This is a genomic window from Dorea sp. AF24-7LB (assembly GCF_003478575.1).
GTDB classification, from domain to species: domain Bacteria; phylum Bacillota; class Clostridia; order Lachnospirales; family Lachnospiraceae; genus Dorea_D; species Dorea_D hominis.
In genome coordinates this window covers 18,548-37,955 of record NZ_QUFR01000007.1, presented here as the reverse complement: position 1 = coordinate 37,955, position 19,408 = coordinate 18,548, and the positions used below count along the sequence as shown (strand labels likewise).

General features: G+C 42.5%; 15 protein-coding genes. 12 read left to right on the top strand and 3 right to left on the bottom strand.

Annotated elements, in window-relative coordinates:
• Positions 1-26: 26 nt before the first annotated feature.
• From DWY31_RS08555 to DWY31_RS08510, 10 genes are all read left to right on the top strand, one after another.
• Positions 27-1,211, top strand: coding sequence for an iron-containing alcohol dehydrogenase (locus DWY31_RS08555; protein ID WP_199671956.1), 1,185 nt, complete (start codon positions 27-29; stop codon positions 1,209-1,211).
• Positions 1,204-2,598: an MATE family efflux transporter gene (locus tag DWY31_RS08550; protein ID WP_117537356.1), complete on the top strand. Its 1,395-nt coding sequence runs from the start codon at positions 1,204-1,206 to the stop codon at positions 2,596-2,598. Before DWY31_RS08555 ends, DWY31_RS08550 begins: the two co-directional genes overlap by 8 nt.
• Positions 2,595-3,545, top strand: coding sequence for an ornithine cyclodeaminase family protein (locus DWY31_RS08545; RefSeq protein ID WP_118520082.1), 951 nt, complete (start codon positions 2,595-2,597; stop codon positions 3,543-3,545). The genes DWY31_RS08550 and DWY31_RS08545 overlap by 4 nt, the downstream gene beginning before the upstream one ends.
• 2 nt (positions 3,546-3,547) lie before the next feature.
• Positions 3,548-3,925: a RidA family protein gene (locus DWY31_RS08540; protein ID WP_021861380.1), complete on the top strand. Its 378-nt coding sequence runs from the start codon at positions 3,548-3,550 to the stop codon at positions 3,923-3,925.
• 59 nt (positions 3,926-3,984) lie between these two features.
• Positions 3,985-4,815: an Mrp/NBP35 family ATP-binding protein gene (locus DWY31_RS08535; protein WP_021861379.1), complete on the top strand. Its 831-nt coding sequence runs from the start codon at positions 3,985-3,987 to the stop codon at positions 4,813-4,815.
• Between the two features lie 21 nt (positions 4,816-4,836).
• On the top strand, positions 4,837-5,988 hold the full coding sequence (locus tag DWY31_RS08530; protein WP_118520080.1) for a double-cubane-cluster-containing anaerobic reductase: 1,152 nt from the start codon (positions 4,837-4,839) through the stop codon (positions 5,986-5,988).
• A gap of 159 nt (positions 5,989-6,147) precedes the next feature.
• Complete coding sequence (locus tag DWY31_RS08525; RefSeq protein WP_021861377.1) at positions 6,148-7,035, top strand: AraC family transcriptional regulator; 888 nt, start codon at positions 6,148-6,150, stop codon at positions 7,033-7,035.
• 102 nt (positions 7,036-7,137) lie between these two features.
• On the top strand, positions 7,138-8,496 hold the full coding sequence (locus DWY31_RS08520) for an MFS transporter (protein ID WP_118520078.1): 1,359 nt from the start codon (positions 7,138-7,140) through the stop codon (positions 8,494-8,496).
• Between the two features lie 48 nt (positions 8,497-8,544).
• Positions 8,545-10,905: an alpha-xylosidase gene (gene yicI, locus DWY31_RS08515; RefSeq protein WP_118520076.1), complete on the top strand. Its 2,361-nt coding sequence runs from the start codon at positions 8,545-8,547 to the stop codon at positions 10,903-10,905.
• Between the two features lie 203 nt (positions 10,906-11,108).
• Entirely contained in the window at positions 11,109-13,520 is a 2,412-nt protein-coding gene (locus DWY31_RS08510) for an ATP-dependent DNA helicase (protein ID WP_330422631.1), read from the top strand.
• A gap of 1 nt (position 13,521) precedes the next feature.
• Here the strand turns inward: DWY31_RS08510 and DWY31_RS08505 are convergent, their stop codons facing one another.
• A complete protein-coding gene (locus DWY31_RS08505) occupies positions 13,522-14,145 on the bottom strand; it encodes a GNAT family N-acetyltransferase (protein ID WP_226976963.1) in 624 nt (207 codons plus the stop codon).
• Between the two features lie 22 nt (positions 14,146-14,167).
• A complete protein-coding gene (locus DWY31_RS08500) occupies positions 14,168-15,073 on the bottom strand; it encodes a deoxyribonuclease IV (protein WP_117537353.1) in 906 nt (301 codons plus the stop codon).
• Between the two features lie 327 nt (positions 15,074-15,400).
• On the opposite strand from DWY31_RS08500, the gene argS reads away from it, so the two are divergent.
• Entirely contained in the window at positions 15,401-17,167 is a 1,767-nt protein-coding gene (gene argS, locus DWY31_RS08495; RefSeq protein WP_118520074.1) for an arginine--tRNA ligase, read from the top strand.
• 123 nt (positions 17,168-17,290) lie between these two features.
• A complete protein-coding gene (locus DWY31_RS08490) occupies positions 17,291-18,454 on the top strand; it encodes an alanyl-tRNA editing protein (protein WP_117537351.1) in 1,164 nt (387 codons plus the stop codon).
• On the opposite strand, the gene DWY31_RS08485 is transcribed toward DWY31_RS08490, so the two are convergent.
• Positions 18,429-19,322 carry a LysR family transcriptional regulator gene (locus DWY31_RS08485; RefSeq protein ID WP_021861369.1) on the bottom strand — a complete coding sequence of 298 codons (894 nt, stop codon included), beginning with the start codon at positions 19,320-19,322 and terminating at the stop codon, positions 18,429-18,431. The two genes, DWY31_RS08490 and DWY31_RS08485, sit on opposite strands and share 26 nt — an antisense overlap.
• Positions 19,323-19,408: the final 86 nt, after the last annotated feature.

Sequence of the window (19,408 nt, the reverse complement as noted above, 5' to 3'; positions counted from 1 at the left end):
ATTTGGAAACGGAAAGGAGAAAAATCATGCATAGTTTTGAACAATATATGCCAACGAAGATTGTGTTTGGCAAAGAGGCAGAGTTGAAAGCAGGAACACTTGTAAAGGAATGGCAGGCAAAGAAAGTTCTGCTTGTTTATGGTGGTGGAAGTGTCGTTCGAAGTGGGCTGCTCGGACGGGTTGAAGCGGTTTTAAAAGCAGAAGGAATCGAAGTGGAAGAACTTGGAGGCGTGAAGCCGAATCCAAGAATGTCCCTTGCAAAAGAAGGCGTGAAAAAGGCAATCAATTCTGGCGCTGATCTGGTTATGGCAGTTGGTGGAGGAAGCTGTATTGATACTGCTAAAGCAATTGCAATCGCAGCAGCAAAACCGGGAACAGATCTGGAAGAATTCTGGAGTGGTAAAGTTCCAATTGAGAAGGCACTTCCGGTTGGAGTTGTACTTACGATTGCGGCAGCAGGAAGTGAGATGAGTGATTCTGCTGTATTGACAAATGAGGAGACCGGAAAGAAAGCAGGTGCACACAGTGATCTTGTGCGTCCGAAGTTTGCAATGATGAATCCGGAACTGATGTATACGTTGCCGAAGTATCAGCTTACATGTGGAATTGTAGATATTATGATGCATACAATGGAGCGTTATTTCACACCGGTAGATGGTAATGAACTGACAGATGAGATTGCAGAAGGTGTTCTCCGCACAGTGATTCGCAATGGATTAAAAGCATATGAAGATCAGCAGAATTATGATGCATTAAGTGAAATCATGTGGTGCGGAAGCATTTCGCATAATAATATGACAGGACTTGGAAGACCAAAAGATTTTGCATGTCACAAGCTGGGGCATGAGATCGGTGGCATGTTTGATGAAGCACACGGAGCAACACTTTCCGCAGTATGGGGAAGCTGGGCACGGTATGTTTACCAGATTGACATCCCAAGATTTGCACATTTCGGAAGAAAAGTCTGGGGGATTGAAGAAGTGGATGATATAAAGGCTGCACTGGCAGCGATTGAAGAGACAGAGAAGTTCTTTGAACGAATCGAGATGCCAGTATGTATTGGACAGATGAAGACCGGCGTACTGGAAGATGATGTTCTTATGCAGATGGCAGATAATGCGACAAAAGGAGATACTGTAGAACTTGGAAGCTTTAAGAAACTGAAGAAGCAGGATATGTACGAAATCTACAAAGCAGCAAATCATGAATAAGACGAAGAACTTAAATATCGACTGGAAACTTTTTTATAAGAGCGTATTTGCACTGGTAATCCCGATGGCATTACAGAATCTGATTAATGTCGGTGTGACGGCAACGGATGTGATCATGCTTGGAAAAGTCGGAGAAAAGGTACTGTCAGGAGCATCACTTGCTGGACAGGTGCAGTTTATTATGACACTGATTTTCTATGGTACGACATCCGGAGCAACGGTGCTGACCGCACAGTATTGGGGAAAGAAAGACACAAGAACGATAGAAAAGATACTTGGTATCGGGCTTCGTACCGGACTGACAACGGCGGTTGTATTTGCAGTGGCAGCACTTGGCATACCGGGGCTGCTGATGCGGATCTATACTTCTGATCCGGTTGTCATAGCAGAAGGTGTGAAATATTTAAGAATCGTGGCACTTTCTTACATATTTATGGCAGTAACACAGGTATATCTGAATATTATCCGCAGTATGGAGAAGGTTGTCATAGCAACATTTATCTATGCAGTGTCGCTGGGTCTGAATATTATTATCAATGCTGTGTTGATCTTTGGGATGTTTGGATTTCCGAAACTAGGCATTGCGGGTGCGGCGATCGGAACATTGTGTGCAAGAGGTGCCGAGACGATTATGGTACTGTTCTATGCATTCTTGAAAAATAAAATCGTACGGATCCGGTTGCAGGATATGCTGCACATTGATCCTGTTTTATGGAAAGACTTTCTTGTTTATGCACTTCCGGTTGTATTAAACGAATTAATGTGGGGACTTGGAAGCTCTGCGAATACGGCAGTGATCGGTCATCTTGGAAGCGCGGCAGTTGCGGCTAATTCTGTGGCACAGGTGGCAAGACAGCTTGCAACGGTTGTAGCTTTTGGTATTTCAAATGCAGCGGCTATTTATCTAGGCAAGACAATTGGTGAGAAGAAGATGGAACATGCGAAAGCGTATGCAGTCCGCTTTATCTGGTTGAGCCTGTTGCTCGGAGGACTTGGAGGACTTCTGATCCTGCTGGCGGCACCGCTTGCAAGAGCGAATCTGGCACTTACGGCACAGGCGGGAAGTTATTTAAGCTTTATGTTTTTTGTCATGTCGTATTTTACTGTGGCGCAGGCATTTAATACGACAATGGTGATCGGAATTTTCCGGTCAGGAGGAGATACCAAATTCGGAATGATCATGGATGTATCAACGATGTGGGGCTGCTCAATCTTATTGGGAGCGGCAGCAGCATTTATCTTCCATGCCGGTGTTCCGGTTGTTTATATGATATTGATGAGCGATGAATTGATCAAGATACCGATTACGATTAAGCGGTATTTAAGCTATAAGTGGTTGAAAGATGTCACAAGAGAAAGAGAAGAATTGGAAGGAGAAGTAGTATGATAGTTTTAGACAGTGAACAGATTGATAAGCTGATCGACAGAAATGAGATGATGGATCAGATTGAAGAAGCCTATAAGATTTTTAAAGCAGGTGATTATTATATGCCGCCGCGCCCGTGTGTAGAAGATGCGAACAAGACAATGATGTACATGCCATGTTATACGAAGGAAGTTATTGGAACAAAGATTTTAAGTATCTTTCCGGATAATGCAGAACTTGGTTTGCCATCTATCGATGGAATCATGTATCTGAATGATTATAAGACAGGGAAACCGCTGGCAGTAATGGACGGTCAGAGAGTAACTGCATGGAGAACAGGAGCAGTCGGTGGTGTCAGCATCCGTCATTTATCCAGAAAAGACTGCCATACAGTCGGAATCGCAGGAGCCGGTGTACAGGGATTCTATCAGGCATTGTATGCATGTGCGGCAAGACCGATTGATACGGTTTATGTGTATAATCACAGTGACAGAGATCTGACAGATTATCTGGCAAGACTGGAAAAAGCTATTGATAACCCGGATGTAAAGGTAGTACAATGTAAGACAGCGGAGGAGATGGTTAAAAACAGTGAGATCATTTGTACAACAACACCTTCCACGCAGCCGGTATTACCGGATGATAAGGATTTGTTAGAAGGAAAATGTATCATTGCAATCGGTTCTTACACGCCTGAGATGCGTGAGATTCCGGATGCGATCTGGGATCTGACAGATGAAGTCTACATTGAGCTCCCATATGCATGCGAAGAGAGTGGAGACTTAAGTCAGCCGATAAAAGATGGACGTCTGAAAGAAGAGCAGACAATTTTAATGAGTGATTATCTGGCAGAAAATCCGCAGGAAATTACCGATCCAAAAAAGACCACCTATTTTAAATCCGTAGGTATGGGACTTTTTGATGTGTGTATTGCACAGAAAATATTAGAAAAAGCAAAGGAGAACTAATTATGAAAGTAGTAGCAACAGAAAAAGCACCAAAAGCATTAGGACCTTATTCACAGGGATATGTTCATGGAGGAATGTTTTACTCTGCAGGTCAGATTCCGATCAATCCGGCTGTAGATGCAGTAGAAGCGGAGACAATCGAGGAGCAGACAGAACAGGTATGCAAGAATCTGGCAGCAGTTCTGGAAGCAGCAGGAACATCTTTCGATAAAGTTGTGAAGACAACATGCTTCCTTGCAGATATGAATGATTTCGCAGCATTTAACGAAGTATATGCAAAATATTTTACATCTAAACCGGCAAGAAGCTGTGTTGCTGTAAAGACACTTCCGAAGAATGTCAAATGCGAAGTAGAACTGATCGCAGCAGTAGAAGAATAAGAAAGAGCTGTTTCACAGAGCAGTGAAATAAAAAGTATCAAGAAAAGAGGACAGTTAGAATGGCAGAAGAACAAAATGGATGTAAGCCGTCAGATTGTGCCGGATGCGCACATGCAGATTCCTGCGGAAGCAAACCGCAGAGCCTTTTGAAACCGGCAAATCCACATTCACATGTGAATAAAGTAATTGCAGTTGTAAGTGGAAAAGGCGGAGTTGGTAAATCTATGGTAACAGCATCCCTTGCGCGTATTATGAGAGAGCAGGGATTTAATGTAGGAATCATGGATGCTGATATTACAGGTCCGTCTATTCCGAAGATGTATGGAATCCACAAACAGGCAATGGGAACAGAAGAAGGAATCATTCCGGAAGAGGCAAAAGACGGAACAAAGATCATGTCTGTCAATTTACTTTTGCCGAATGAATCTGATCCGGTTATATGGAGAGGTCCGGTCATTGCAAATGTTGTAACACAGTTCTGGACAGATGTTATGTGGGGAGAACTGGATTATCTCTTTGTAGATATGCCACCGGGAACCGGTGACGTTCCGCTTACAGTATTCCAGTCATTGCCGGTCGATGGAATCGTGATTGTAACATCGCCACAGGATCTGGTACAGATGATCGTTAAGAAAGCATACAATATGGCATGTCAGATGGATATTCCGGTGCTTGGAATTGTAGAAAATTACAGTTATCTTGTCTGTCCGGACTGCGGAAAGAAGATTTCTGTATTTGGTGAGAGCCATGTAGATGAGACGGCAAAAGAACTGGATATTCCGGTAATTGGAAAGATGCCGATCGATGCAGGACTGGCAGAAGCAGTGGAAGAAGAGCGTTTCTACGAGATCAGCAATGATTATTTGACCGATGCTGTAAATAAATTGTAAATGTCAAAGAGGAGAACAACCATGGAAGTAATTAAAGAACTGCCGGAGGTTTTTGAAGAATTTGCAGAACAGAGAAAGAACTCTTTCCTTGCAGTAAAACAGTTAAAAGATCAGGGGATACCGGTAGTAGGATCTTATTGTACTTATTTTCCGCAGGAGATTGCAATGGCAATGGGAGCTGCAACAGTCAGTCTTTGTTCTACATCGGATGAGACAATTGCAGAAGCGGAAAAGGATCTTCCGAAGAACTTATGTCCGCTGATCAAATCCAGCTACGGATTTGCGAAGACAGACAAATGTCCGTTTTTTTATTTTTCCGATGTCGTAGTCGGAGAGACAACCTGTGATGGAAAGAAGAAGATGTACGAATTAATGTCCGAATTTAAGGATACATTCGTAATGGAGCTTCCTAATTCGCAGAGTGAAGATTCTTTAAAACTCTGGAAGAAAGAGATCATCCGTTTCAAAGAATATCTGGAGAAAAAGTTTGATGTAGAGATTACAGAAGAACAGATCAGAGAAGCAGTTAAAGTAAATAATGAAGCGAGAAGATCTTTGAAGAAGCTTTATGAGGTTATGCGTCATGATCCGGCGCCGATTTCCGGTTATGATTTGTTCAAAGTTTTATACGGAAGTACATTTAAATTTGATCGCAAACAGATTCCTGATGAGGTAAATGCACTTGTAGATAAGATCGAGAAAGAGTATGCCGAAGGTAAGATGCAGGAGAAGAAACCAAGAATCCTGATTACAGGATGTCCGATCGGAGGTGCAACGGAGAAGATTATCCGTGCGGTTGAGGATAACGGTGGAATCGTTGTAACTTACGAGAACTGCTCAGGTGCAAAATCTATCGATAAGCTGGTAGATGAGAACAATCCGGATGTGTATGATGCAATTGCAAGAAGATATCTGAACATCGGATGTTCGGTTATGACTCCGAATCCGAATCGTTTTGAACTGTTAGGCAGACTGATCGACGAATATCAGGTAGACGGTGTTGTAGAGATGACTTTGCAGGCATGTCATACATACAATGTCGAGACATTATCTGTACGCAGATTTGTAAACGAAGAGAAGCATATTCCGTATATCAATGTTGAGACAGATTATTCGCAAGCAGATATTGGACAGCTTAATACAAGAATTACTGCATTTATTGAAATGCTGTAAGATAGAAATATCGGAAGAGAGCCTCTGGGTTTTGAACATCAAAATCCGGGGGCAATTTTAGCTATTATAAGATGTTCGTCTGGCAGTTATGATAAAGTATATTATGAAAATATGAAGCATGACCGTATTGGGGTTCGATGTTCAAAAGGAGGGATGAGAATGGCAGACTATGAAGTACATCACGAAATTGTCGCGAGCAATCAGGATGTGGATGTCCGGTTTTATCTGTCAGTGGATCAAGGAAGTTATGTCGCACCGCACTGGCATAACAGTCTGGAGATTATCTATATGCTGGAAGGCAGCATGCATGTAAAGATGGAAGATAGAGAAAAAGAAGTACAGGCAGGTGATATCTGCCTGCTCAATTCCAGAGAGATTCATTCTTTCAGGAGTACGAAGAATAAATCGCTTGTTCTGCAGGTGCCGGAAATTTTTCTGGAAAAATATATACCGGATTATGCTCAGATGCGTTTTCATATAGATCCCAACCCAAAACGCCAGACAGAGATTACGAAACTGGAATGGCTGAAAAAGGTATGCTATGACATGTATGTGATCTATGAAGTTCGCCCGGAAGGATACCTTTTGAAGTTTAACAGCCTTCTTTATGATCTTATGTATATGTTTTTACATTCTTATTCAGAAAAACTGGTAGAAAAAGAGATCAGCAAAGCAAGAAAGAACAGAGAACAATTGAAGAAGATCATGCGGTATCTGGATGAAAATCACAGCAGACAGGTAACGGTGCAGGAGACAGCCGGACAGTTTGGATACAACCCGGATTATCTGTCCAGAATGTTGAAGAAACAGATTGGACTGACTGCAATGGAATATCTGTATGAAGTGCGAATGAACCATATTCATAGAGATCTGCTAAATACAGATGATTATGTAAATGAGATTTTTCAGCGTCATGGCTGTACGAATTATAAAGTTGCCATGCGTTGGTTTAAAGAGCGATACAAATGTACACCGACACAGGCAAGAAAGGAGAAAAATAATCAGATAGAAATTATCGTTAATACAGAAAAAGATAAAATAATATAAAAAATGTCGGAAATACACCTATAGTAAGTGGATTTTGCGCCTAATCTACCAGAAAAATATCTGATAGAATATGTTAAGAAAAAACAAAGGAGAAGAGATACTATGGAAACGACAAAGATTAGTGTAAAAGAACGTTTTGCCTATGGGTGTGGAGATCTTGGATGTAATATCATTTATTCAGCAATGTCATCCTTCTTATTATTCTACTACACCGACTATGTAAAAGTAAGCGCATTGACAATTGGAACGATCATGCTGATCTCCAGATTATTTGACGGAGTTACAGACCTGATCATGGGGGTAATTGTAGACCGTACAAAATCAAGATTTGGGAAATGCCGTCCATGGATTTTAAGAATGGCAATTCCATTTGCCATCGCAGCCGTGCTTCTTTTTTCGGTTCCGTCCGGACTTGGAAACAGTGCAAAAATGGTATATATATTTATTACTTATAACCTGGTTTCATCTGTTGTATATACAGCGATCAACGTACCGTATTCAACACTGAATGCTCTGATCACACAGGATCAGTACGAAAGATCCGTACTCAGCATCTTTCGTATGACACTGGCAACAACAGGAACTTTAATTATCACCAACCTGACACTTCCACTTGTGGAATTCTTTGGAGATAATGCATCCGCATGGACGAAAACTTTTGCAGTATTTGGTGTTTTATCAATTGTTATTTTCCTTATCACATTTACAGGAACAAAAGAGCGAGTAAAACCATCTGTACAGAGCAAGCAGGAAAAGGTTCCGTTTGTAAAAGGAATCCGTCTGTTGTTCTGTAATAAATACTGGCTGATGATCACACTGACACTGGTATGTATATTTATTCAATATTCTTTAAATGGTGGAGCAGCAGTTTACTATGCAAAGGTTATTTTGCATAATGCAAAACTTGTTGGACCGATGAATCTGGTGGCAAGTGTCGTTCAGATCGTTGCAATGTTCTTCACTGCATTTATCATTAAAAGAATCGGTAAAAGAAATATGCTTATTATCGGAGCAATCGTATACGGACTTGGATTCGGTATGTTCCAGTTTGTAGGCACAAGCTACATCGGAATTATGATCGCATCCGGATTAAAAGGAATCGGAAATGCAGGTATTTCTTCCTGTATGTTTGCAATTGTATCTGACACGATTGAATACGGAGAGTGGAAGACAGGTTATCGTACAGAGGGACTGATCAACAGTGCTTCAAGCTTCGGTTTTAAAGTAGGAAACGGGCTTGGATCTGCAATGCTCGGATGGATCCTTGCACTTGGTAATTATGCAGAAAATGCAGCTGTTCAGAGCGCTTCTTCTGTAATGGCGATCAAGGCATTGTTTATCTATATTCCAGTAGCAGTTGCAGTACTTCAGATCGTGATTATGATGTTCTACAAACTGGATAAAGAATATGATGGAATCGTAGAAGATCTGAAGCAGGGAAAGACAGCCGTCGCAAAATAGAAGAAATCAGAAATTAAAAGCGAGCACGAAATAGCAGGAGGAATAGAAATGAAATTTACAGAAGGATATTGGGAAAAAAGCGAACGTGCCAATGCTTCTCATGCAATGCAGGCATTTATCGTTAAAGAAATTCCAAATGGTATGCAGATTGTTGCACCGTTTCATATCATTACGGACCGTTCCGGAGCTTTGGATGTTGGAACGATTACAATCGAATTTACAGCAATCCGCAAGGATGTGATCAGTGTCAGAAGCTGGCATTTTGAAGGCTATCAGAGAAAAGAACCGAGATTTGAACTCAACAAAGATATGCAGGATGTGGACGTAGAGATCACAGACGAAAAAGCGATTATGACTGCCGGAAGAATGCAGGTATGCGTAGACCGTAAGGATTTTAAAATCGAATATAAAGCAGACGGAAAAGTACTGACAACCTGTGGATTCAGAAATATCGGATATATGCAGTATGACAGAAGCAATTCGACAAAATTCCCGGAAAGTAACTATATGTATTCAGATTATACACCGTATATGAATACAGAGCTTTCTCTGGCACCGGGAGAGTGCGTATATGGAATGGGAGAACGCTTCACTTCCTTTGTGAAAAACGGACAGGTTGTAGACTGCTGGAATGAAGACGGAGGTACTGCTTCCCAGATTTCTTACAAAAATATTCCGTTTTATATGACAAATAAGAATTATGGAATTTTGGTAGACCATACAGATAACGTATCCTTTGAAGTGGCAAGTGAGAAAGTAGAATATGTGGGATTTTCCGTAAAAGGCGAAGAGCTTCGATTTGATCTAATCTACGGAGACACAATGAAAGATGTGATCCGTACTTATACAGATCTGACCGGCAAACCGGCACTTGCACCGGGATGGTCATTCGGACTGTGGCTGACAACTTCCTTTACAACCAATTATGATGAAGAGACAACAAGTACTTTCATCAACGGAATGGAAGAAAGAAATCTTCCGCTGGAAGTATTTCATTTTGACTGTTACTGGATGAAGGAATTCCACTGGTGTGATTTTGAGTGGGATGACCGTGTATTCCCGGACGTAAAAGGAATGTTGAAACGTTACAAAGAAAAGGGACTGAAAATCTGTGTATGGATCAACCCTTATATTGCGCAGGGCACAGGATTTTTCCGTGAAGGACTGGAAAAAGGATATCTTCTAAAACGTGCAGATGGAAGAGGAATCAAGCAGGTAGACAACTGGCAGCCGGGAATGGGGCTTGTAGATTTCACAAACCCGGAGGCAACAAACTGGTATATTGCAAAATTAAAAACTCTGCTTGATATGGGCGTTGACTGCTTCAAGACAGATTTTGGCGAGCGTATACCTGTAGATGTAGAATATTTTGACGGCTCAGATCCGTGGTGCATGCATAATTACTATACACAGTTATACAACAAAGCAGTATTCGATCTTTTGACAAGAGAGCGTGGAGAAGGTGAAGCAGTCCTGTTTGCAAGAAGTGCAACTGTCGGTGGACAGCAGTTCCCGGTACACTGGGGCGGTGACTGTTCTGCATCTTATGCATCTATGGCAGAAAGTCTGCGCGGCGGATTATCCTTTACAATGTCCGGATTTTCATTCTGGAGTCACGATATCGGTGGATTTGAGCTGACCGCAAGCCCGGATGTTTATAAGAGATGGCTGCAGTTTGGTCTGTTATCTACACACAGCCGTTTACACGGTTCCAAGAGCTATCGTGTGCCGTGGCTGTTTGATGAAGAAGCGGTAGATGTATGCCGTAAATTTACAAAATTAAAAATAAGCCTAATGCCATATATTTACCAGATGGCAGTAAATTCCCATGAAACAGGTATTCCGGCTATGCGTTCCATGGTCATGGAATTTGAACAGGATCCGGCTGTCCGTTATCTGGATATGCAGTACATGTTAGGGGACAGTATTCTGGTAGCACCGGTATTCTCGGAGGATGGAGCAGTCGAGTATTACCTGCCGGAAGGAACATGGACACATCTGCTGAGTGGTGAAAGAAGAGTAGGTGGAAAATGGTATAAAGATACTTATGATTTCATGTCTCTTCCTGTATATGTAAGAGAAAATACATTGCTTGCAATCGGTGCAAATGAGAAAACAGCTGATTATGATTATGCAGATGGTGTGCAGATCCAGGTATATGAAGTACAGGATGGCAAAGAAGTACAGTGTCTTGTTCCGGATCAGAAAGGTCAGAATGCGCTGACAGTCACAGCATTACGTAAAAATGGAACACTTACACTGGAAAGTGCCGGAAAGGATCAGCATATGACATATCTCCTGAGAAATGTAGAAGAGGCGGGAGAGATTACAGGAGCAGCTTCTGTAGAAAAAACAGCAGACGGTCTTGTAATTACGCCAGAGAAAGCAAAGGTTATTGTAACATTTTAAACCGGAAAATTTGTCAGTAAACAGATAAATAATATAAGAAAACGAATGCAAAAAGAACGTTTGTCGGCGCTGCGGGTAAACGTTCTTTTTTTGCAAAAGATTGGATATAGAACATGGTTGAATTTGCGGAGTAAACGCGATAATCTATAAGATAGGCGATAAAAGATTTTTAGAATTGTCAAGTAAAGATTATGGAGTAAGAGATGGATAAGAACATGGAAGTGGCAGAGGAACAGGTGCATATCTCTGTCCGGAATCTGGTAGAATTTATTTTAAGAAGCGGAGATATTGATAACCGGGTGGCGGGAGCGGACAAAGATGCCATGCTTCTTGGTGGCAAGATGCACCGGAAGATCCAGAGAAGAATGGGGGCAGATTACCATGCAGAAGTTCCACTTAAGATTGAGATTCCGTGTAATGGATTCACGCTGGTAATAGATGGACGTGCGGATGGAATTATCGAGAATGCATCCGGTATAGTGATTGATGAGATCAAAGGAGTTATGCGGGATCTGGAGCAGATTGAGGAACCGGTTTCTGTTCATCTGGCGCAGGCAAAGTGTTATGCATACATTTATGCCACACAGAAGAATCTGGATGAGATCGGAGTGCAGATGACTTATTGCAATCTGGAGACAGAAGACATCCGGCGCTTTCAGAGTGTATATGCGTATGAAGATCTGAAAAGATGGTTTCTGGATGTAGCCGGACAATACGAAAAATGGGCAAGATACCAGGTGCGATGGAAGCAAAAGAGAAACGCTTCTATTAAGGAAATTGAATTTCCATTTGCTTACCGGGAAGGACAGAAGAACCTTGCGGCATCGGTTTACCGGACGATCGCAAGGAAGAAGAAACTCTTCATTCAGGCGCCGACAGGAGTCGGCAAGACAATGGCAACGGTGTTTCCGGCGGTGAAGGCAGTTGGAGAAGGACTGGGAGAGAAGATTTTCTATCTGACAGCAAAGACGATTACAAGAACAGTTGCATGGCAGGCATTTGATACGTTAAAGGAGCAGGCATTGCGGATGAAAGTGCTGGTGCTTACAGCGAAGGAGAAGACCTGTTTCTGCGAAGAGACTGTGTGCAATCCGGATGCATGTCCATATGCCAAAGGACATTTTGACCGGGTAAATGATGCAGTATATGAACTTCTGACAACTTCCGATGAGATGAGCAGAGAGATTCTGGAAGAGCAGGCGAAAAAATGGAATGTCTGTCCTTACGAGATGAGTCTGGATGTATCAAACTGGGTGGATGCGATTATCTGTGACTATAATTATGCATTTGATCCGAATGCACATCTGCGCCGCTTTTTTGGAGAAAGCAATTCGGGAGAGTATCTGTTTCTGATCGATGAAGCGCATAATCTGGTGGAGCGTGCAAGGACAATGTACAGCGCAGATCTATACAAAGAAGATGTTCTGGCAGTGAAGAGGAAAGTGAAGAATACCGCACCGAAGCTTGCAAAGAAGCTGGAAGAATGCAATAAGCAGTTCCTTGCATTAAAACGGGAATGTGAAGACTGCCAGATCCTGAACAGTGTGTCACACGTTTATCTGAAGTTACTGAACCTGGTAACAGAGATGGATCATTTTTTGGAAGACTGCAAAGATGAAACATTAAAGGAAGAAGTATTGGAGTTTTATTTTAAAGTGCGGATGTTTCTCTATATTCATGACCGGCTGGATGAGAATTACCTGATCTATTCGGAGATAACGGATGATGGGAGATTCCGAATCCATCTCTTCTGTGTGAATCCGGCAGCAAATCTTAAAGAATATCTGGATAAGGGGAATAGTACGATTTTTTTCTCAGCTACACTGCTTCCCATCCAGTACTATAAGAAACTTTTAAGTACAGGGAAAGAAGACTATGCAGTCTATGCAGAATCACCGTTTGATACGAAGAACCGGCTGCTTTTGATAGGAAATGATGTAAGTACCAAATACACAAAGCGTGGAGAAGACATGTACGAGCGCTACGCAAGATATATCCGGCAGACCGCTCTGGCGAAGCGTGGCAATTATATTGCATTTTTCCCTTCGTATCGTTTTATGGAAAATGTCTGTGATGCGTTTATGAAATTACCGGGAGAGCAGATACCGGCAGTTATGCAGGCGCCGTATATGTCAGAAGAAGAACGGGAGATTTTTCTGGAAAATTTTGAAGAAAATACAGAAGAAGGTCTGGTTGGTTTCTGCGTGATGGGTGGAATTTTCTCGGAAGGAATTGACCTGACAGCGGACCGCCTGATCGGTGTGCTGATTGCTGGACCGGGAATTCCACAGGTGTGCAGAGAGCGGGAACTTTTAAGAGCTTATTTTGACGGGCAGGGAATTTCAGGATATGACTATGCGTATCTCTATCCTGGGATGAATAAAGTCCTGCAGTCTGCGGGACGTGTGATCCGGACAGAGGAAGATGAAGGACTCATCCTGCTGTTAGATGATCGCTTTCTGGATTACAGATACAGAAAAGTCTTCCCACGTGAATGGAAAGACTTTCAAATCTGCAATCTGAACAGTGCTGCAGAAAATGTGAAAAATTTTTGGTCTGTGAGAGAAGCTTCGAAAACTTCCGGGATAAATCCTGAAATTATGAGAGAATCGTAAATTACGATAATTCTTTAAGTACCGGTAAATCTTTAAGTTCCGGGAATGGAATAACCGGTGGCTGTTCGGTGAGATGTTCGCCGATGTGCTTCTCCATCCAGACCATGTTGTACCAGCGGCCAAATTTATAACCGCATTTTTCAAATTCACCGACAAAACGGTAACCTAGATGTTCATGGAAATTGATGCTGTTGCGGGTTAAGTATTCGTCATCAATCTTCGGGCAGGCAATGCATGCATTCAGATTCAGAAAGCCCTGCTTTTTCAGAATGCTTTCCAGAACGGCATATAATTTCTTGCCCAGTCCCATCTTTCTGGCATCTTTCTTCACATAGATAGAAGTCTCAATTGCCCAGCCATAGGCAGCCCGCGGATGGAAAGCAGAAGCGTATGCATAACCTACGATACTGCCGTTATGAACAGCTTTGATATACGGATATTTTGTCAGCGTATTTCGGATGCGTTCACGAAATTCGTCTACAGAAGGAATCGTATATTCAAAAGTAATTGCGGTTTCCAGAATGTATGGTGCATAAATATCGAGAAGTTCTTTTGCATCATCTTCGGAAGCGGTTTCAATTTTGACGTCAGTTTCTTTGAGGTTTTCGTTCATAGTAGTTTCCATAGTGGCAGTTCTCCCGTTTCAGTTATTTTTCCGCATCGCGCAGAATCTGTTCCTGTACATCTGGGTTGAAATGATTTTCTTTCAACATCTCAATCTCATATTTGTACGGTGCGTAAGATTTCTTCTCCTTGACTTGTGAAGGGATATAAGGCGTCTCCAGTATCTTTGGGACATCAGCAAAATCCGGATGATGCACGATATAGGATAATGCATCAAAACCAATCTCGCCGAAGCCGATATTAGCATGGCGGTCTTTGGCAGCACCGCAGACATTTTTGCTGTCGTTAATATGAAAAACGGCAATACGTTCTTTCCCGATAATATGGTCAAATTTCTGTATTACACCGTCAAAATCATGTGCGATATCATAACCGCTGTCGTGCGTGTGACAGGTATCAAAACATACACTTAATTTTTCATTGTAAGTAACCCCATCGATAATACGTGCGAGCTCTTCAAAATTTCTGCCGATTTCAGATCCTTTTCCAGCCATTGTTTCCAGTGCGATCTGAAGATCCATGTCAGGTGTAAGTACTTCGTTTAATCCTTTGATAATCTGTGAAATACCGACATCTGTACCGGCACCGACATGAGCGCCCGGATGCAGGATCAGCACATGGCTTTTGCAGGCCCTCGTCCGTTCGATCTCTGTCCGTAGAAAATTGACAGCCAGTTCAAAAGTTTCCGGTTTTACGGAATTGCCAAGATTAATAATATATGGTGCATGAACAACGATCTGTTCAATTCCCTGTGCATGCATATATTCCCATGCAGCATCAATATTTAATTCGGAAATGTCTTTGCGGCGGGTATTCTGTGGTGCACCTGTATAGAACATAAATGTATTCGCTCCGTAGGAGACTGCTTCTTTCGCAGAACCTAAGAGCATTGCCTTGCCGGACATGCCGACATGTGAACCTAGTAACATAATCATACTCCTTTTTGTACTTATTTGTTGTGCTTATTTCTATTGAGGGTCATGCCATACGAATTGTTTCGTACCTCGTACTTCCACAATTCTGCCGAGGGCATTCTTGAATCATATATCTTGATTTTAGGCTTTTTGACCCTGGCATTAAATTCTTGATATCGTAACACAAATTGCATTTTTTTACAAGAAGAGAGAGGATTGAGGTTGTTGAGGGGATTGTCTTGTGTTAGAATACATATTATGTTCAGAAGTCTGTCTGGACATAGATATATTAAAATAGGAAGACTTCTGAAATGGTAAGGAAGAATGAGTAGGAGGAAAAACATGGATAAAATTATTAATCTTGTGGAACAGGAAATTGCCGCAGCCTTTGACAAGGCAGGATATGATCGTGCACTGGCAAAAGTAACGCTTTCCAACCGTCCGGATCTCTGTGAATATCAGTGTAACGGAGCAATGGCTGGAGCGAAGAAATATAAAAAAGCACCGTTTATGATCGCAGAGGATGTTCTTGCAAATTTAACAGATAAAACATATATTGGAGAGATCGAGGTTGTAAAACCAGGATTTATTAATATTAAGTTAAATGAAGATGCAGTTGCTGCATACTTAAATGACATGAAAAAAGATGAGAATCTTGGACTGGAACAGGCAAAAGAACCAAAGACGATTGTAATCGATTACGGCGGACCGAACGTAGCAAAACCGTTACATGTCGGACATCTTCGTTCCGCAGTTATCGGCGAGAGTGTGAAGCGTATCGCAAGAAAAGCAGGACATAAAGTATTAGGAGATATTCATCTCGGCGACTGGGGATACCAGATGGGACTGATTATCACAGAGCTTCGCAAGAGACAGCCGGATCTGCCATATTTTGATGATGCATTTGAAGGAGAGTATCCGGAAGAAGCACCATTTACCATCGGAGAACTGGAAGAGATTTATCCGACTGCAAGCGGTAAAGCCAAAGAAGATGATGCATACCGTGAAGAAGCTTTGCATGCAACATATTTATTACAGAATGGTCATCGCGGATATACAGCAATCTGGAATCATATCATGCATATTTCTGTAGCTGACCTTAAGAAAAATTATGCGAATCTAAATGTAGAATTTGATCTCTGGAAGGGCGAGTCTGATGCACAGGCATACATCCCGGATATGATTGACCGCCTGAAAAAAGAAGGATATGCCCACATTGATGACGGAGCACTTGTTATCGATGTACAGGAAGAGTCCGATACAAAAGAGATTCCACCATGTATGATCCAGAAATCAGACGGCGCTTCTTTATATGGAACAACGGATCTTGCAACATTAGTACAGAGAACACAGGATTACCATCCGGATCAGGTTGTTTATGTAGTAGATAAACGTCAGGAACTGCACTTTGTACAGGTATTCCGCGCTGCCAAGAAGACTGGAATCGTACCGGAAGAGACAAAACTGTCATTCTTAGGTTTTGGAACGATGAATGGCAAAGACGGTAAACCGTTTAAGACAAGAGAAGGTGGCGTTATGCGTCTGGAGAATCTGATCGCAGAGATCGATGAAGAGATGTATAAGAAAATTACAGATAATCGTACAGTGTCAGAAGAAGAAGCAAAAGAGACAGCGAAGATTGTCGGACTTTCCGCGATCAAATACGGAGACCTGTCCAACCAGGCAGCCAAAGACTATGTATTCGATGTAGACCGTTTCACTTCCTTTGAAGGAAATACAGGACCGTACATTCTGTACACGATCGTGCGAATCAAGTCTATCCTGAACAAGTACAAAGAGCAGGGCGGTAATGTAGAAGATATTACACTTCTTCCGGCAACATCAGACAGTGAGAAAGCACTGATGTTGGAAGTCGCAAAATACAACGAAGTGCTGGAGAATGCATTTGAAGAACTGGCACCGCACAAGATTTGTGCATATATTTACGATCTTTCCAATGCATTTAACCGTTTCTATCACGGAACGAAGATCCTTGCAGAAGAAGACGCGAAGAAGAAAGAAAGCTACATCTCACTTCTGATCCTTACAAAAGAAGTACTGGAAGCATGCATTGACGTATTAGGATTTGAAGCACCGGAGAGAATGTAATCATCTGATATAGCCTCCGGCAGGATTGCAGAGATGCACAGAAGAATATGTCATGCGTTGCATGACGTGCATCTCGCAGCAAGAATGCCGAGGGCATTCTTGAATACACAAGTGAGGAAAAATATGGAGACAGAGAAATTATTTTACGAAGACAGTCATCTGAAGGAGTTTACAGCAAAAGTCATCTCCTGCGAACCATATAAAGAACAGTATAAGGTTGTATTAGATCGCACCGCCTTCTTCCCGGAAGGCGGCGGTCAGTATGCAGACACCGGAATGCTGGATGATGTACGTGTGCTAGATGTACATGAGAAGGAAGGCATCATCTATCATACGACAGAGAAGGCACTGGAAGCCGGTAAAACTGTAACCGGTAAGATCAACTGGGAAGAACGTTTTGAGAAGATGCAGCAGCATACCGGAGAACATATCGTATCCGGGCTGGTGCATGAAAGATTCGGTTATAACAATGTCGGATTTCATCTTGGGAGTGATTACTGCACGATGGATTTTGATGGAACACTGACAAAAGAGCAATTAAGAGAGATTGAGCTGGCAGCGAACCAGGCAGTCTGGAAGAACATAGACATTGTAGTGACCTATCCGTCCAAAGAAGAGCTGGCAAATATGGATTATCGGAGCAAGATCGAGATTGAAGGACAGGTAAGGATCGTAACGGTTCCGGGGTATGATGTATGTGCCTGCTGTGCTCCGCACGTAAAGAAGACCGGCGAGATCGGGATGCTCAAGCTGGTAAATATGGTAAATTATAAAGGCGGCGAACGTATCACAATGTTATGTGGTGTGCGTGCGCTGAAAGATTACGAAGCAAAAGATGCAAATGGAAAAGAGATCTCCGCACTGCTCTGTGCGAAGGAACTGGAGATTGCAGATGCAGTCCACCATATGAAGGAAGAGCAGACAGCATTAAAAAGCAAAGTGGCAGATCTGTCAGGAAAGCTTCTTGCTTACCGTGCAAAAGAGATTCCGGTGGACGTACCGATTGTGACAGTATTTGACGCCGATCTTTCAGGTAATGGACCGCGGGAGCTGATGAATCAGCTTCTGGAAAGAGGAGCGAAGATTGTTGCGGTATTTGCGGGAAATGATGCAGACGGTTATCGTTACGTCATCGGAAGCAGGGAGACGGATGTCCGTCCGATGAGTAAGAACCTTAATGCTTCCTTCCAGGGAAGAGGCGGCGGAAAACCGGAGATGACGCAGGGTTCCCTGAAAGGAAAAGAAGTCGAAATAAGAACATTTATACAGGCTGAAGCAGATGCATAAATTCTACGGCGGCTTTGGAGACTGGTACATGGCTGTTATAAGCCAGTGCCAGTTTTCTTTTTGGAAGTTCCTCTTTCATTTCCAGAAGAAAGAGATCTTCCGGCATTTTGGTCAGGCAGTAATCCGGGATAAATGCAATCCCAAGACCGATGCGGGCAAGGTCGATGAGCAGGTCGTTGCTGCTTAATTCCACTTCCGGAACAAGATCCAGTTGATGCTGCTGGAACAATGCATGCAGATATTCGCTGGTCGTGCTGTTCTTATCCAGCATGAGGATTGGATACTTCAGCAGTTCCTGATAGGACATTTTCCGGCCGCGCAGTTCCTTGAAAGTTTCATCTGCAATAAATACATCCTGAAAGTCATGTATGGTTGTGGACGTGAACATAGAGTCCAGATGACTGTTCGGAAAATTCACTACAATCAGATCGACCTGCCCGCTCCGCAGAAGTTCTACACAGCGGATGGAAGTAGCATTGGTAACTTTGATGTGCGTCCCAGGAAAAGCCTTGTGAAACTGTTCCAGATAAGGAACGAGGAAATACCGGCAGATCGTATCGCTTGCGCCGATGCGGAGCTGACCGATTCCGGAGGAGGCTTCCAATAATTGCGATTCTCCGCGCACGATCAACTGTACGGCAGGCTCAATGTGGCGCAGGAGGATCTCCCCTTCCGGAGTGAGACGGACTTTTTTTGTACTGCGAATAAACAGCGTCTGATTCAGTTTCTTTTCCAGTGTCTTGATGGACTGACTGACTGCAGACTGGGAGATAAAAAGCTTACCGGCAGCTTCGGAGAAGCTTAAGGTAGTCGCTACATAATAAAAAACTTTGTACAACTCAAAATTAATATCTGTTTTGTTATTCATAGATTTTATAAGACCTCCTTATAAATATTGGAATTATTATAAGTGAAAAACAAGTGAATTACAAGAATGGATATGCTAGAATAAGA

Coding starts and splice junctions, on each gene's coding strand:
- DWY31_RS08545 (WP_118520082.1), top strand. CDS start 2,595: ATGATAGTTTTAGACAGTGAACAGATTGATAAGCTGATCGACAGAAAT.
- DWY31_RS08555 (WP_199671956.1), top strand. CDS start 27: ATGCATAGTTTTGAACAATATATGCCAACGAAGATTGTGTTTGGCAAA.
- DWY31_RS08525 (WP_021861377.1), top strand. CDS start 6,148: ATGGCAGACTATGAAGTACATCACGAAATTGTCGCGAGCAATCAGGAT.
- DWY31_RS08530 (WP_118520080.1), top strand. CDS start 4,837: ATGGAAGTAATTAAAGAACTGCCGGAGGTTTTTGAAGAATTTGCAGAA.
- DWY31_RS08490 (WP_117537351.1), top strand. CDS start 17,291: ATGGAGACAGAGAAATTATTTTACGAAGACAGTCATCTGAAGGAGTTT.
- DWY31_RS08485 (WP_021861369.1), bottom strand. CDS start 19,322: ATGAATAACAAAACAGATATTAATTTTGAGTTGTACAAAGTTTTTTAT.
- DWY31_RS08505 (WP_226976963.1), bottom strand. CDS start 14,145: ATGGAAACTACTATGAACGAAAACCTCAAAGAAACTGACGTCAAAATT.
- DWY31_RS08510 (WP_330422631.1), top strand. CDS start 11,109: ATGGATAAGAACATGGAAGTGGCAGAGGAACAGGTGCATATCTCTGTC.
- DWY31_RS08540 (WP_021861380.1), top strand. CDS start 3,548: ATGAAAGTAGTAGCAACAGAAAAAGCACCAAAAGCATTAGGACCTTAT.
- DWY31_RS08535 (WP_021861379.1), top strand. CDS start 3,985: ATGGCAGAAGAACAAAATGGATGTAAGCCGTCAGATTGTGCCGGATGC.
- yicI (WP_118520076.1), top strand. CDS start 8,545: ATGAAATTTACAGAAGGATATTGGGAAAAAAGCGAACGTGCCAATGCT.
- DWY31_RS08500 (WP_117537353.1), bottom strand. CDS start 15,073: ATGTTACTAGGTTCACATGTCGGCATGTCCGGCAAGGCAATGCTCTTA.
- DWY31_RS08520 (WP_118520078.1), top strand. CDS start 7,138: ATGGAAACGACAAAGATTAGTGTAAAAGAACGTTTTGCCTATGGGTGT.
- argS (WP_118520074.1), top strand. CDS start 15,401: ATGGATAAAATTATTAATCTTGTGGAACAGGAAATTGCCGCAGCCTTT.
- DWY31_RS08550 (WP_117537356.1), top strand. CDS start 1,204: ATGAATAAGACGAAGAACTTAAATATCGACTGGAAACTTTTTTATAAG.